This is a genomic window from Curtobacterium pusillum, from assembly GCF_007673235.1.
In the GTDB taxonomy this organism is placed as follows: domain Bacteria; phylum Actinomycetota; class Actinomycetes; order Actinomycetales; family Microbacteriaceae; genus Curtobacterium; species Curtobacterium pusillum_C.
Map to the genome: position 1 here is coordinate 18,479 of NZ_VDZH01000009.1, position 11,859 is coordinate 30,337.

Here is an 11,859-nt window from a genome sequence, read left to right on the forward strand (position 1 = left end):
CCCTGGCGCCGAGGGGACCGGGGACAGCAAAACACCGGTGTTCGTCAGTCGAACCCCTACATGCAGGGGTTCAGCCGACGAACACCGGTGTTTTGCGGGAAATGCGCAGCGTCAGGAAGCGCGACGAGCGCGGGCGGCGCGACGCTTCAGCGCGCGGCGCTCGTCCTCGCTGAGGCCACCCCAGACACCGGAGTCCTGGTTGTTCTCGAGTGCGTACTGCAGGCACATCTCGGTGACCGTGCAGCGAGCGCAGACCGACTTGGCCTTCTCGATCTGGTCGACGGCCGGTCCGGTGTTCCCGACGGGGAAGAAGAGCTCGGGGTCCGCGGTGAGGCAGGCTGCCTGGTCACGCCAGTCCATGTGTGGTGCTCCTTGAAATCGATGCTCGAACGGCAGGCCGGGGCCGCGGTTCGGGGATCGGAACGCTGAGCATGCGCGAGGCACGAGGGGACACCCGTGGGGGAGGAGTCCGCTGGAAGCGAGTCTGACGCCCGCAGAACGCTCGGGGGAGGAGCGTCGAACCACGGGAGACGCACACCACATCGTGCCGTCCAAACGACCTCGAATATCGTTCCATACTGGTAGGGCCAAATCAAGGGTTCCGACGCTGGAGGAATGCTGTGCCCGAGACCACCCCGAACGAGTCCGCCCCCGCCGAGCGGAGGTCGCCGGCCCTCGTGGCGCTCCTCGTGGTGGTCGGTGTGGAGTTCGCCGCCCTCGTCGTCGTGACGATCGTCCTCGTCGTCGAACTGATCGTCGCGCCCGCCTCGAGCCTCGCGTCCGGCATCGCGCTGACGATCCTCGCCGCCATCGCGGCGCTCTGGCTCGGTGCGCTGTTCGTCGGCCTCCGGAACCGCCGGCCGTGGGTGCGCTCCGGGATCATCGTCTGGCAGGTGCTGCAGGGAGCCCTGGCGATCGGCGCGTTCCAGGGTGTCTTCCGCGTGCCGGCCGTCGGGTGGCTCCTGCTCATCCCGGCGCTGTTGGGCATCACGCTGGTGCTGTCGCGTCCGGTGACGGACGCACTCGCCCGTCCAGTCGAGTAAACGGTACCGACCAACGGACTGGAGGCGCGGTGCCAGCTGGCACCGCGCCTCCAGTCCGTCGTCTGGTCGGGTTCTCAGACCAGACCGAGCTTCTTCCGCAGGCTCGCCACGTGCCCCGTTGCCTTCACGTTGTAGAGGGGGAGCTGGACGGTGCCGTCCTCGTCCACGACGATCGTCGACCGGATCGTGCCGGTGACGATCTTCCCGTAGTTGTTCTTCTCGCCCCAGGCTGCGTACGCCTTGTGCACGGCGAGGTCCGGGTCGCTCAGCAGCGGGAACGTGAGCGCCTGCTCGTGCTGGAACTCCTTGAGCTTCGGCAGGTCGTCCTTCGAGACGCCGAGCACCTCGTAGCCGGCCGCCTGCAGAGACGACATGTTGTCCCGGAAGTCGCACGCCTCGGTGGTGCAGCCCGGGGTGGACGCCGCCGGGTAGAAGTACACGATGACCTTCTTGCCGCGCAGGTCGGCGAGCGAGTGCTCGGTGCCGTCCTGGTCCGGGAGGGTGAAGTCGGGGGCGGTGTCGCCGGCGGCGAGACGGTCGGTCATGGTGCTCCTGTCGAGTCCGGTGCCCCGAGTGGTCAGGAGCACGCGAAACCCATGCTATTGTTGTTTCCCGTTGCAGCACGGAAGCGCAACATGCACCTCTAGCTCAATTGGCAGAGCAACTGACTCTTAATCAGTGGGTTCTCGGTTCAAGTCCGAGGGGGTGCACCAACAAGGCCCCGACTCATCGAGTCGGGGCCTTCGTCGTTCCCGGCTCTGCGGCGCCATCAGCGAGACACGCCCGGAGTGCGATCGAGCGGCGACTTCGTCCGGGTCAGGTCGCGGGGACGTCGACGACGCGCTCCTCGCCGACCACCGGGTCGAGCGTGCCGGCCGAGGTCGCGGCGAGGTCCGCGCGCAGCGGCTCGATCGCCTCGCCCGGCACCCAGAGCTCGAAGGTCGCCGCCACACCGTAGGCGGGGTCGCCGAGCGTCGCGTCGTGGTGCCGGACCCAGTCGCGCAGCACGTTGTCGATGCGGCCGGCGTCGGCGTGCGGGACGTCCACCGTCACCCGGGTCAGTGCCCGCCGGTGCACGAGGGTCGCCCGGTCGAGCGCTTCCGACACCGACGTCGAGTACGCGCGGACGAGTCCACCGGCGCCGAGCTTCACGCCGCCGAAGTACCGGGTGACGACCACGACGACGTCGGTCAGGTCGCGCCGGCGCAGGACTTCGAGCATCGGGACACCCGCGGTGCCGGAAGGTTCGCCGTCGTCGCTCGACCGGGCCTGGTCCCCGAGCACGCCGGTGACCATGGCGGTGCAGTTGTGCCGTGCGTCCCACCGGCGTCGGCGGACCTCGGCGATGACCCGGTCGGCGTCCTCGACGCCCGTGACCGGCGCGACCGTGGTGATGAACCGCGACTTCGTGATGACGATCTCGTGCTCGACCGGCTCGGCGATCGTGGACGGGAAGCGTGGACTCACGGTCCCGAGGGTAGCGGCGGGCACCCGGCAGCCCGCGCTACCATGTCCTGCACGACGTGCGGCTGGGGAGGAGTCCGATCGACATGGCGACAGCAGCTCCGAAGGGTGGCGTCCTCGACGCTGCCGAACTGGCGCGCCGGCTCAACCTCCTGCTCGACTTCGAGGAAGCGCAGCGCGGCTCGCCCGTGCCGTTCTCCGCGATCGAGGAGTACGTGGCGGCGCAGGGCGGTTCGCTGTCCCGGGCGAAGTGGACGTACATGCTCTCCGGCGACGGACGACGCAACCGTGACACCGGGTTGCTCCGCCTGCTGGCAGGGTTCTTCGAGGTCGACGAGCGCTTCCTGCTCGAGGACAGTGACGTCCCCGAGCGCATCGGTGCCCAGCTCGCTCTCGTCCGGTCGCTCCGGTCGGCACGCGTGAGCGGGTTCGCGGCCCGCACCTTCCCCGGCGAACTCTCGCCCGACGCCCTCCGCCGCATCGCGGAGGTCCTCGAGGAGGAGTCCGAGCGGGGGAGCGTCGCATGACGGAGCACGTCGGGGCGGACGACTTCGTCGAGGCGTTCTGGGCGCGCGGTGCGGCCGAGGGCTGGTCGGACGTCGACCAGGCGGTGTCGGCAGCGGCCGAGGTCGTCGGCAAGCCGATCGTCGTGCGTGAAGAGGCGTTCCTCGCGGCCGAGCCGGTGTGCGGCTTCGTGGCCACCCTCGAACGCCGGCACCTCGTGATGATCTCGCCCACGGCGTCGCAGACCTTCCGGTCCTTCGTCATCGGCCACGAGCTCGGGCACATCCTGCACCGTCACCAGGACCACGCACCCCAGGCGGCGTACATCCGCGACGTCATCCCGGACCTGCCGGAGTACAAGGTCGAGCGGGCCCTCGCCCGCGGGCTGTTCTCGAACGAGTACGAGCACGAGGCCGAGGTCTTCGCCGACCGGCTCGCCGGGCTCATCCGCGGGCACCGCGGTCGTCCGAGTGCGTTCCGCGGGGTGTTCGGGTGATCGTCTCGCTCGTCCAGGCGCTGCTCCTCATCGCCGGCACGGTGACGCTGTTCGTGCTCCAGCGCGGGCAGGACCGGACCCTGGCCGTCACGTTCCTGCTGTTCGCGGCGACGATCGTCACGAACGTCGACCCGCTCTACCTCTGGCTCGACCCGCTGTTCGGCGGGTTCAACGTCGTGACCGTGGTGAGTGACTGCCTCATGGTGGCGGGGACGAGCACGCTGCTCTGGGGTGTGGCGAAGGCGGTCGGCGCTGCGCGGCCGTGGCTCCGGAACGCGATCGTCGTCACGTGTGCGGTCGTGGTGGTCGTGGTGGTCGTCGCCTTCGTGGTCCTCGACAAGCCGGCGACCACGACGACGTTCATGCTCGATGCCGGGCAGCACCCGGCAGCGACCGTCTACTCGATCGCGCAGACGGTCTACCTCGGGGTGGCGCTCGGTGCGACCGGGCTGATCTGCGTGCTGCACCTGCGCGAGGCCCGCACCACCACCGACCTCGTCGGCCTGTGGGTCCTCGTGCTCGGCGGTGTGCTCGGCGTCGTGCGGATGGCCGTCGTCGTGGTGATGGACCTCGCGCACGTGGTGGGTGACCTCGACGTGACCCACGGGCTGGCGCTGCCGTACGACGTGACGACCCCAGGCGCCGTGATCTGCGTCTCGTCGGGGATGCTCCTCCTCGTGATCGGCCACCAGGTCTCAAGGCGCCGACGGTCCCGCCGGGTCGAGGTCGCCCTCCGCCGCCTCGCACCCCTGCACGAGCGCATCGGGATCGACAATGCCTACCCAGACTCCGGCGACCCCGCCACGCGCCTGAGCCGACTGATCGTCGAGATCAACGACGGTGCTCGTCGTGCCCGGCAGACGCTGAGCGACGCCGAGCGTCGAGCGCTGGCGGACGCCGAGGCAGCGCTCGATGTCGCGTAGCCGTCGCGCGCCCGTCGCTGCGCGCACCGTCGGGGTGGTGGCCGGGGTCGTCGGTGTGCTCGTCCCGATCGGCGGTGTCGTGATCGCTCGCCGCGCCGCCGCGCTGTACGAGACGCCGGACGTCGTCCCGGCGCCGGGGCTCGAGCCGGTGTCCGTCGGCGGACTTCCCGGCTGGATCCGCCCGGGCGGCGACGGTACGACCTGGGCGGTGTTCCTGCCGGGTCTCGGCTCGCACCCCCTGCGGCACCAGGACGTCGCCGACGCCTTCATCGCCCGCGGGGACACCGTGCTGTTCGCGTCGCACTCGGCCCGGCACCCGGCGCGCCGACACGGCTTCGGCCTGCGCGAGCAGGACGAGGCGCTCGCGTGGCTCCGGTTCGCGGCCGCACGTGGTGCCACCGAGGTCGTACTGCTCGGCTGGTCGTTCGGCGCGTCGCTCTGGCTCCGGCTTCTCGCTGGGCCGCTCCCGGTCCGCGTGCGGAGCGTCGTGCTCACCGGACCGCTGTCGGACTGGGACGCCACGGTCGCGCACGGCGCCGGCGGCGGCCTGATCGGGCGGGCAGCGGCCGCCGTGATGCGGTGGACACTGCGGGTCCCCGGGCTCGCGAGGCTGGCCGGTCAGGACGGGCCGGTCCGTCTCGGACTGCCCGAGGCCCCCGGTCCCGCCCCGTCGTTGCTCGTCGTGCACGGCGACGCCGACCGCACCGTCCCGCTCGACTCCAGCCGTGCGCTCGTGGCCTCGTGGCCGGGCACTGCACGGCTCCACGTGGTCGCCGGAGCCACGCACGGCGGAGAACGGGACACGAATCCCACTGGATGGCTCGACGCCGTCGCCCTGGCCGTGTAGGGTTTGTAGCAGTTGCTACAGATTCTGTGGCTGCCGGGGTGGGTCTCGGCCGCGTTGGGGGCGGCCGAGCACCACCGGCCCCGACGTGCGTTGTCTAGGATCGTCGGGTGACCGTCTTCGCAGCTGTCGTCCTGTTCATCAGTGCCGTCTTCAACGTCGTCACCTGGCCGCGCTTCTTCCAGCGGGTCGCGAAGGACTCCCGGGCGCGCGACGCAGCGGGCAAGCCGACGACCTTCTACACGGTGCACTTCGTGCTGCTGCTCATCGCGCTGGTGATCGCAGCGGCTGCTGTCGTCGCAGGGATCCTCCTGCTCGTCTGAGCGCGCCCCTGCCGTGCGTTCCTTCCCATCGCGCGTGAGGTAGGAAGCGGAATCGCGCGTACCTGGTCGAAAGAAATGACCGGGTATGCGCGAAACAGCCACCTACGCGCGGAAGAGCCCGGTGCGTCCGCCGCGGCGCGCACGCGCTGCGCGTGTGCGGGGCTGGAGGCGCGGTGCAGGGCCGCCACGTGCCTCCCGTCCGTCGGTTCCTTCCCATCGCGCGTGAGGTAGGAAGCGGAATCGCGCGTACCTGGTCGGGAGAAATGACCGGGTATGCGCGAAACGACCTCCTCCGCGCGGAACGGCACCCGACGAACCGCTCAGTTGCGCGGACGGCCGTGTGAAGACCGTCCGGTCGCGGAGGGAGCAGGATCACGGGTGGCACCGTCGCCGCCGGATGCCGGGCCAGGACCCGAACCCGTCCCGGAGCCCGGCGACGACGGGGCTGTGACGTCCGTCACGGACGGGCTCGAAGGCCGCAGACGCGCTCACCGCGCTCCTCGTGCGCAGCGCGACCGCGTTGGTGGGGGCACTCGACGCCACCGATTGACGGACTGGAGGCACGGGGCGGGCCCGCACCGTGCCTCCAGTCCGTCTCCTGGTCGCGTCCAGGGCGCTTCAGGCCCGCTTCAGCGGGGCACGGCAGGATCGTGGGATGCGCGTGCTGGTTGTCGACGACGAGGTGCGGCTCGCCGACGGCGTCCGCCGGGGCCTCGAAGCCGAGGGGTGGGCGGTCGACGTCGCCCACGACGGCATCGACGGACTCTGGCACGCCCGCGAGTTCACGTACGACGCGATCGTGCTCGACCTCATGATGCCCGGTCTCAGCGGGTGGGCGGTGTGTGCGCAGCTCCGATCCGACGGGGACTGGACGCCGGTCCTCATGCTGACGGCCAAGGACGGCGAGTGGGACCAGGTCGAGGCACTCGACGCGGGCGCGGACGACTACGTCACCAAGCCCTTCTCGCACCCGGTGCTCGTTGCACGCCTGCGGGCCCTGGTCCGCCGCGGCGCCCGGGAGCGGCCGGCGGTCCTCACGGTCGGTGACCTCGTCGTCGACCCGGCGGCCCGGACGGTGTCCCGTGGCGGCGTCCCCGTCGACCTGACCAGCCGGGAGTTCGCGGTGCTCGAGTTCCTCGCCCGACGGGCCGGCGAGGTCTGCTCGAAGCGCGCCGTGATCGAGAACGTCTGGGACGTCGACTTCGACGGCGACCCGAACATCGTGGAGGTGTACGTCGGACACCTCCGGCGCAAGGTCGACCGACCGTTCGGGCGGACGTCCCTCGAGACGGTGCGCGGTGCCGGGTACCGGTTGGCGGCCGACGGTGGCTGACGCTCCCCGGCGGTCGCGGCGCTTCCGCTCCGTCCGCGCCCGCACGACCCTCGGCGCGGTCGTGGTGGTGCTCGCCGCACTGCTGGTCGGCGCCGCGGCGTTCGTGGTGGTCCTGCGGCTCGTGCTCCTCGACGGCGTGCGCACCGCGGCGGAGTCCGGACTCGAGCAGGCGTCCGCCCGGGTCGAGGCCGACGGTGCCGGCGCGGTCAGCGGCTACGAGGACGTCCTCGTCCAGGTCGTCGGTGACGGTGGCTCGGTGCTCGCGCACGGCGACGACGCCGACCCGCCCGCGCTGCCCACCGCCGAGGAGTCCCGGTGGTCGCACGACGGCGAGCGGTGGCTGCTCGTCGCCGACGACGTCGACCTGCCGGGTGGCGGGGAGGCGACCCTCGTCTACGGCGTCTCGCTCGAGCAGACCGACGCGGCCGTCGGTGCCGCCGTGGCGCTGCTCGCGGTCGGGGTCCCCGTGCTCGTGGTCCTCATGGGGTCCGTGACCTGGGTCGTGACCGGTCGCTCGCTCCGGCCGGTCGAACGGATGCGGAACGAGGTCGAGACGATCCGGGCGGCGCGTCCCGACGCCCGGGTCGCCGTGCCGGACACCGGCGACGAGATCGCCCGGCTCGCGGACACGATGAACGCCATGCTCGACCGGCTCGACCGCTCCGCCGAGGGGCAGCGGCGGTTCGTCTCCGACGCCTCCCACGAGCTGCGGTCGCCGATCGCCACGATCCGGCAGCACGCCGAGGTCGCCGCGGCGCACCCCGAGCGCGCGGACGTCACCGAGCTGTCCGAGGTCGTCCGGTCCGAGGCGCTCCGGCTGCAGGACCTCGTCACGGCGCTGCTCGAGCTCTCCCGGCTCGACGAGGGCGGGATCGGGCAGCGGCGTCCGGTCGATCTCGACGACCTGGCGTTCGACGCGGTCGCCCGGGCCCGGGGTGCCGGCCGCGTCCACGTCGACGGCTCCGGGATCGCCGCCGCCCGTGTCCTCGGCGACGAGCGCGTGCTCGCCGGGGTGGTCCGCAACCTCGTCGACAACGCCCTCCGGCACGCGTCCGCACGGGTGGCCGTGGCGCTCGCCGAGGACGGCGGACGGGCGGTCCTCACGGTGGACGACGACGGCGTCGGGGTCCCGACGGAGGAGCGCGACCGGGTGTTCGAGCGGTTCGTCCGGCTCGACGATGCCCGCAGCCGGGACGCCGGCGGCGCGGGTCTCGGGCTCGCGATCGTGCGGGACGCGGTCCGGGCGCACGGTGGCGACGTCACGGTGACGGACTCCCCGCTCGGTGGTGCGCGCTTCGTCGTCCGCATCGCACTCGGTGGCTGAACAGGTCGCTTCAGGTCTGCTTCAGCACCCGTTCGGCACGCTGGTCGCATGAACACTCCCCGTACCGCCTCCGTCCGCTCCGCCCGTCGTATCGCCGGGTTCACCGCCCTGCCGCTCGTGGCCGCCCTCGCCCTCGCCGGGTGCTCGACCGCGCAGTCCGGTTCCTCGGGCGCGCCGTCGTCCGCAGCGTCGTCGTCGAACTCCTCCGGTGGGACCGCCACCACCGCGGCTGCATCGAACGACGCCCTGCGTGCGGCGGTCGAGACCGCCCGGAAGGCCGTCGGGTCCGGTGTCGTGATCTCCGTCGAACAGGAACAGAACGGCTCGGCGTACGAGGTCCTGGTCGTCACGGACGACGGCAACGAGCACGAGGTCCACACGAACGCCGAGGGCACCTCGGTGTCCGGGTCGCCGCGGGCCGAGACCTCCGACGCCGATGACCGCGCCGAGAACGACCGGTTCGTCGCGGCGGCCGACCTCGACGTCACCGACGCTGCGGGCAAGCTCGAGGACCTGCACGCCGGTACCATCACCGAGCTCGGGCTCGACGACCACCTCGGGAAGGTGGTCTGGGAGGGCGACGTCCGCGACCCGTCCGGCACGAAGCACAGCGTCCGGATCGACGCCGGTTCGGGCGACGTCGTCACGGACCGGGTCGACACCGACGACTGACGGCTCGCGTGGACGCCCGTCGCCGCGCAGGGGTCGCCGCCGCGCGTGCGCGCGTCGGTGGTGCGCGGTAGACCGGGGGCATCCGGCCGAGCGTCGGCTGACCAGGGAGCGACGATGACCGACCAGACCCCGCGCACCTACCCCCAGGGCGTCCCGAGCTGGATCGACGCCCGACAGCTCGACCCGGACGCCGCGCAGGCGTTCTACGGCGGCCTGTTCGGCTGGGACTTCGAGGAGCGGCTGCCGCCCGGTGCCCCGGGGTCGTACCGGATCGTGAGCCTCGACGGGCACGAGGTCGGTGCGATCGCCTCGAGCGAGGACCCGGCGACCTGGACGACGTACATCGCGGTCGACGACGCCGATGTCGCGGCCGCCCGGGTCGTCGAGCTCGGCGGCTCGGCCGCTGCGCCCGAGGACGCCGGGCCCGGGGGAGTGGCCGGCCGCAGCGTCGACTGCGTCGATCCCCGCGGTGCCGCGTTCGGTCTCTGGCAGGCCCGGGCTCGGCTCGGCGCGCAGCACATCAACGCCCCCGGTGGCTGGGTGTTCAGCGACCTGCGCTCGACGGAGCCCGAGCATGCGTTCTCGTTCTACGAGCAGTTGTTCGGGTGGCGGGTCTCGGGCATCGAGGAAGGCCCGAGCGCGATGGTCCGGCTGCCCGGGTACGGCGACCACCTCGCCGCGACCTCGGACCCGGACATCCGCGAACGCCAGGCCGGCGCTCCGGAGGGCTTCGCCGACGTGATCGGCGCCCTGGCCCGGACGGACTCCGGCCCGGACGACTGGCACGTCTCGTTCAGCGTCGCCGACCGAGACGACGCGGCCGCGCTGGCCGAGCGGCTCGGCGGCTCGGTGCTCGGCGCGTGGGAGGGTTTCTGGACGAAGGCAGCGGAACTCCGGGACCCGCAGGGTGCGACGTTCCGCGTCACGCAGTTCGCGCCGGACTCCGACTGAGTCCAGCGAGCAGGATGTCCAGCAGACGACCGGTCTGCTCGGTGTCCGTGGCGTCCCGCGTCGACAGCAGGATCCCGATCAGTGCCGCGGTGACGTCGTCCGCGAGCAGGTCCTCGCGGAGCGAGCCGTCCGCGGCTCCGGCGTCGAGGAAGCGCTGCACGGCCGCGTTCACCCGGTCGCGGGTGCCCGCGGCCTCGGCTGCGCCACGGAGCGCACCCACCCGGACGGTCTCGGCGAGGCCGCGCTTCGTGGCGACGAACTCGGCGTACCGACCGCTGAACGATCGCAGTGCCCCGGCACCGGTGGTCGCTGTGCGGAGCGAGTCGTCGACGGTGTCGAGGGCTGCGTCGAGCTCGGCGCGGTACACGGCCGCGATGAGGTCCTCGCGCGTGGGGAACGCCCGGTAGAGCGTGCCGATGCCGACCCCGGCTGCCCGGGCGATGCCCTCGAGCGAGGTGTCCTCCCCGTGGGTGGTGAAGGCTGCCCGCGCGGCCTCGACGAGTCGCTCCCGGTTGCGGGCGGCGTCTGCGCGCGGCCGCCGGACGGGGGACGTCGGTTCGCTGGACAAAGCGGAGGGCCCTCCGGTTATGATCGGTGAAGCGGAGGTTCCTCCGCTTCGGATGAGACTACCGGAGACCCCCATGCAGGAGAACGAGACACGGCGCCCGGGTGGCGCGTACGACCTCGGCGGACGGACCGTCGCGCGGATCGGGTACGGCGCGATGGCCCTCGAGCGCTTCGCCGACGACCGTGATGCCGGGGCGGCGCTGCTGCACCGCGCGCGGGACCTCGGGGTCGACCACGTCGACACCGCCGATTTCTACGGAGACGGGGTGGCGAACGACGTGATCCGTCGGGCGTTCGGCGCCTCGGACGAGGTCGTCGTCGTGAGCAAGGTCGGTGCGGTCCGCGTGGACGCCCCGGTGCCCCTCGCGCTGGCGCAGCGCCCGGAGCAGCTCCGTGCGCAGGTGCACGCGAACCTGCGGAGCCTCGGACGGGACCGCATCGACGTGGTGAACCTCCGTCGAGCCGACATCGGCCCCGGTCTCATCGCGCAGGGGGACGAGCTCGTGGACCTCGACGCCCAGCTCGCGGAGATGACCGCCATGCGGGACGAGGGGCTCATCGGCGGCATCGGGCTGAGCGCGGTGTCCGGCGAGGTCCTCGGCCGCGGGCTCGCGGCAGGGATCGTGTGCGTGCAGAACGCCTACTCGCTCGTGGCCCGTGAGCACGAGGCGCTCCTCGACGTGTGCGTGCGGAACGGCATCGCGTGGGTTCCCTACTTCCCGCTCGGCGGTGCGTTCCCCGGGCTGCCGAAGGTCGCCGACGAGCCCGAAGTGCTCCGCATCGCCGCTGAGCTCGGCATCACGCCCGCGCAGCTCGGGCTCGCCTGGTTGCTCGGGCACGCACCGGACGTCCTGCTGATCCCCGGCACGTCGAACGCCGACCACCTCGCCGAGAACCTCGCGGTCGGGAGCATCGTGCTCACCGAGGCCCAGACGACCGCACTCGACGCGGTGTGGTCGCAGCGGGTCGCCGACGGGCAGACGGAGCGCACCTGGCCGTGAGCGGCTGGGGAGACCGGTCCGGGTCAGGACTCTGACGGCAGCGGTGCCCCGAGCACCCGGCGGAGTGCGAGCCCGGCGACCTTCTCGTCCGACGTGTCGAGCAGCACGCGGTAGGTGTCGTCGGCCGTGACGAACTCGACGCACACCGCGTCGAAGTCGCACGGCTCGATGCGCCACCCGTGCACGGCGTCCATCGGCACCTGGGTGAGGCCGTCGCGCTCGAAGCTCGTCTCCGCCGACGCGTGGTCGTCGAACACCCGGACGCGGCCGAACGTGCCACGCCAGGTCAGCTGGAGGTCGAGCACGGGCGACGAGGTCGCGGGGGATGCAGAAGGGTCCGGCACCCGCCGATCGTACCGAGGGGTGCCGGACCCGTGCGTGCGGCGCCGAGCCGCGTCGTCGCTATCCGGACAG

At 72.1% G+C, this 11,859-nt stretch carries 16 protein-coding genes and 1 tRNA gene; 12 read left to right on the forward strand and 5 right to left on the reverse strand.

What is annotated here, in order from left to right:
- Positions 1–111 precede the first annotated feature (111 nt).
- Complete coding sequence (locus tag FS532_RS18100) at positions 112–360, reverse strand: WhiB family transcriptional regulator (RefSeq protein ID WP_022904217.1); 249 nt, start codon at positions 358–360, stop codon at positions 112–114.
- Positions 361–620: 260 nt separating this feature from the next.
- Between FS532_RS18100 and FS532_RS18105 the strand changes: the two genes are divergently transcribed.
- Complete coding sequence (locus FS532_RS18105; RefSeq protein WP_144757365.1) at positions 621–1,043, forward strand: hypothetical protein; 423 nt, start codon at positions 621–623, stop codon at positions 1,041–1,043.
- Positions 1,044–1,117: 74 nt separating this feature from the next.
- On the opposite strand, the gene bcp is transcribed toward FS532_RS18105, so the two are convergent.
- Positions 1,118–1,588: a thioredoxin-dependent thiol peroxidase gene (bcp, locus tag FS532_RS18110; RefSeq protein ID WP_144757367.1), complete on the reverse strand. Its 471-nt coding sequence runs from the start codon at positions 1,586–1,588 to the stop codon at positions 1,118–1,120.
- A 92-nt stretch (positions 1,589–1,680) separates the two neighbouring features.
- Between bcp and FS532_RS18115 the strand changes: the two genes are divergently transcribed.
- Positions 1,681–1,756, forward strand: a tRNA-Lys gene (locus tag FS532_RS18115).
- 103 nt (positions 1,757–1,859) lie between these two features.
- Here the strand turns inward: FS532_RS18115 and FS532_RS18120 are convergent.
- On the reverse strand, positions 1,860–2,510 hold the full coding sequence (locus tag FS532_RS18120) for an IMPACT family protein (protein WP_144757369.1): 651 nt from the start codon (positions 2,508–2,510) through the stop codon (positions 1,860–1,862).
- Positions 2,511–2,593: 83 nt separating this feature from the next.
- Here FS532_RS18120 and FS532_RS18125 point away from each other — a divergent pair, with 83 nt between their 5' ends.
- The 9 genes from FS532_RS18125 (at position 2,594) to FS532_RS18850 (ending at position 9,877) form a co-directional block, all read left to right on the forward strand.
- On the forward strand, positions 2,594–3,034 hold the full coding sequence (locus FS532_RS18125; protein ID WP_144757371.1) for a hypothetical protein: 441 nt from the start codon (positions 2,594–2,596) through the stop codon (positions 3,032–3,034).
- Positions 3,031–3,507: an ImmA/IrrE family metallo-endopeptidase gene (locus FS532_RS18130; protein ID WP_144757373.1), complete on the forward strand. Its 477-nt coding sequence runs from the start codon at positions 3,031–3,033 to the stop codon at positions 3,505–3,507. Before FS532_RS18125 ends, FS532_RS18130 begins: the two co-directional genes overlap by 4 nt.
- Complete coding sequence (locus FS532_RS18135; RefSeq protein WP_144757375.1) at positions 3,504–4,430, forward strand: hypothetical protein; 927 nt, start codon at positions 3,504–3,506, stop codon at positions 4,428–4,430. Before FS532_RS18130 ends, FS532_RS18135 begins: the two co-directional genes overlap by 4 nt.
- Positions 4,420–5,277 carry an alpha/beta hydrolase gene (locus FS532_RS18140; RefSeq protein WP_144757377.1) on the forward strand — a complete coding sequence of 286 codons (858 nt, stop codon included), beginning with the start codon at positions 4,420–4,422 and terminating at the stop codon, positions 5,275–5,277. Before FS532_RS18135 ends, FS532_RS18140 begins: the two co-directional genes overlap by 11 nt.
- Positions 5,278–5,384: 107 nt before the next feature.
- A complete protein-coding gene (locus tag FS532_RS18145) occupies positions 5,385–5,597 on the forward strand; it encodes an SCO4848 family membrane protein (protein ID WP_144757379.1) in 213 nt (70 codons plus the stop codon).
- A gap of 655 nt (positions 5,598–6,252) precedes the next feature.
- The gene (locus FS532_RS18150) at positions 6,253–6,930 is read left to right on the forward strand and encodes a response regulator transcription factor (RefSeq protein WP_144757381.1); all 678 of its coding nucleotides are present in this window, start codon (positions 6,253–6,255) and stop codon (positions 6,928–6,930) included.
- Positions 6,923–8,254 (forward strand): sensor histidine kinase, encoded by a 1,332-nt coding sequence (locus FS532_RS18155; protein ID WP_144757383.1) that lies wholly within the window; start codon positions 6,923–6,925, stop codon positions 8,252–8,254. Before FS532_RS18150 ends, FS532_RS18155 begins: the two co-directional genes overlap by 8 nt.
- A gap of 48 nt (positions 8,255–8,302) precedes the next feature.
- Entirely contained in the window at positions 8,303–8,926 is a 624-nt protein-coding gene (locus FS532_RS18160) for a PepSY domain-containing protein (protein ID WP_144757385.1), read from the forward strand.
- Positions 8,927–9,040: 114 nt separating this feature from the next.
- Positions 9,041–9,877 carry a VOC family protein gene (locus FS532_RS18850; protein ID WP_186322142.1) on the forward strand — a complete coding sequence of 279 codons (837 nt, stop codon included), beginning with the start codon at positions 9,041–9,043 and terminating at the stop codon, positions 9,875–9,877.
- Here the strand turns inward: FS532_RS18850 and FS532_RS18170 are convergent.
- On the reverse strand, positions 9,849–10,445 hold the full coding sequence (locus FS532_RS18170) for a TetR/AcrR family transcriptional regulator (protein ID WP_222122018.1): 597 nt from the start codon (positions 10,443–10,445) through the stop codon (positions 9,849–9,851). The genes FS532_RS18850 and FS532_RS18170 overlap by 29 nt on opposite strands.
- A 73-nt stretch (positions 10,446–10,518) precedes the next feature.
- Here FS532_RS18170 and FS532_RS18175 point away from each other — a divergent pair, with 73 nt between their 5' ends.
- A complete protein-coding gene (locus FS532_RS18175; protein WP_186322143.1) occupies positions 10,519–11,445 on the forward strand; it encodes an aldo/keto reductase in 927 nt (308 codons plus the stop codon).
- 23 nt (positions 11,446–11,468) lie between these two features.
- On the opposite strand, the gene FS532_RS18180 is transcribed toward FS532_RS18175, so the two are convergent.
- Positions 11,469–11,789 carry a hypothetical protein gene (locus FS532_RS18180; protein WP_144757391.1) on the reverse strand — a complete coding sequence of 107 codons (321 nt, stop codon included), beginning with the start codon at positions 11,787–11,789 and terminating at the stop codon, positions 11,469–11,471.
- Between the last annotated feature and the right edge of the window lie 70 nt (positions 11,790–11,859).

Excerpts from the sequence above, each read along its gene's own strand:
- FS532_RS18100 (WP_022904217.1), bottom strand. The coding sequence starts at position 360 with ATGGACTGGCGTGACCAGGCAGCCTGCCTCACCGCGGACCCCGAGCTC.
- bcp (WP_144757367.1), bottom strand. The coding sequence starts at position 1,588 with ATGACCGACCGTCTCGCCGCCGGCGACACCGCCCCCGACTTCACCCTC.
- FS532_RS18125 (WP_144757371.1), top strand. The coding sequence starts at position 2,594 with ATGGCGACAGCAGCTCCGAAGGGTGGCGTCCTCGACGCTGCCGAACTG.
- FS532_RS18130 (WP_144757373.1), top strand. The coding sequence starts at position 3,031 with ATGACGGAGCACGTCGGGGCGGACGACTTCGTCGAGGCGTTCTGGGCG.
- FS532_RS18140 (WP_144757377.1), top strand. The coding sequence starts at position 4,420 with ATGTCGCGTAGCCGTCGCGCGCCCGTCGCTGCGCGCACCGTCGGGGTG.
- FS532_RS18150 (WP_144757381.1), top strand. The coding sequence starts at position 6,253 with ATGCGCGTGCTGGTTGTCGACGACGAGGTGCGGCTCGCCGACGGCGTC.
- FS532_RS18160 (WP_144757385.1), top strand. The coding sequence starts at position 8,303 with ATGAACACTCCCCGTACCGCCTCCGTCCGCTCCGCCCGTCGTATCGCC.
- FS532_RS18850 (WP_186322142.1), top strand. The coding sequence starts at position 9,041 with ATGACCGACCAGACCCCGCGCACCTACCCCCAGGGCGTCCCGAGCTGG.
- FS532_RS18175 (WP_186322143.1), top strand. The coding sequence starts at position 10,519 with ATGCAGGAGAACGAGACACGGCGCCCGGGTGGCGCGTACGACCTCGGC.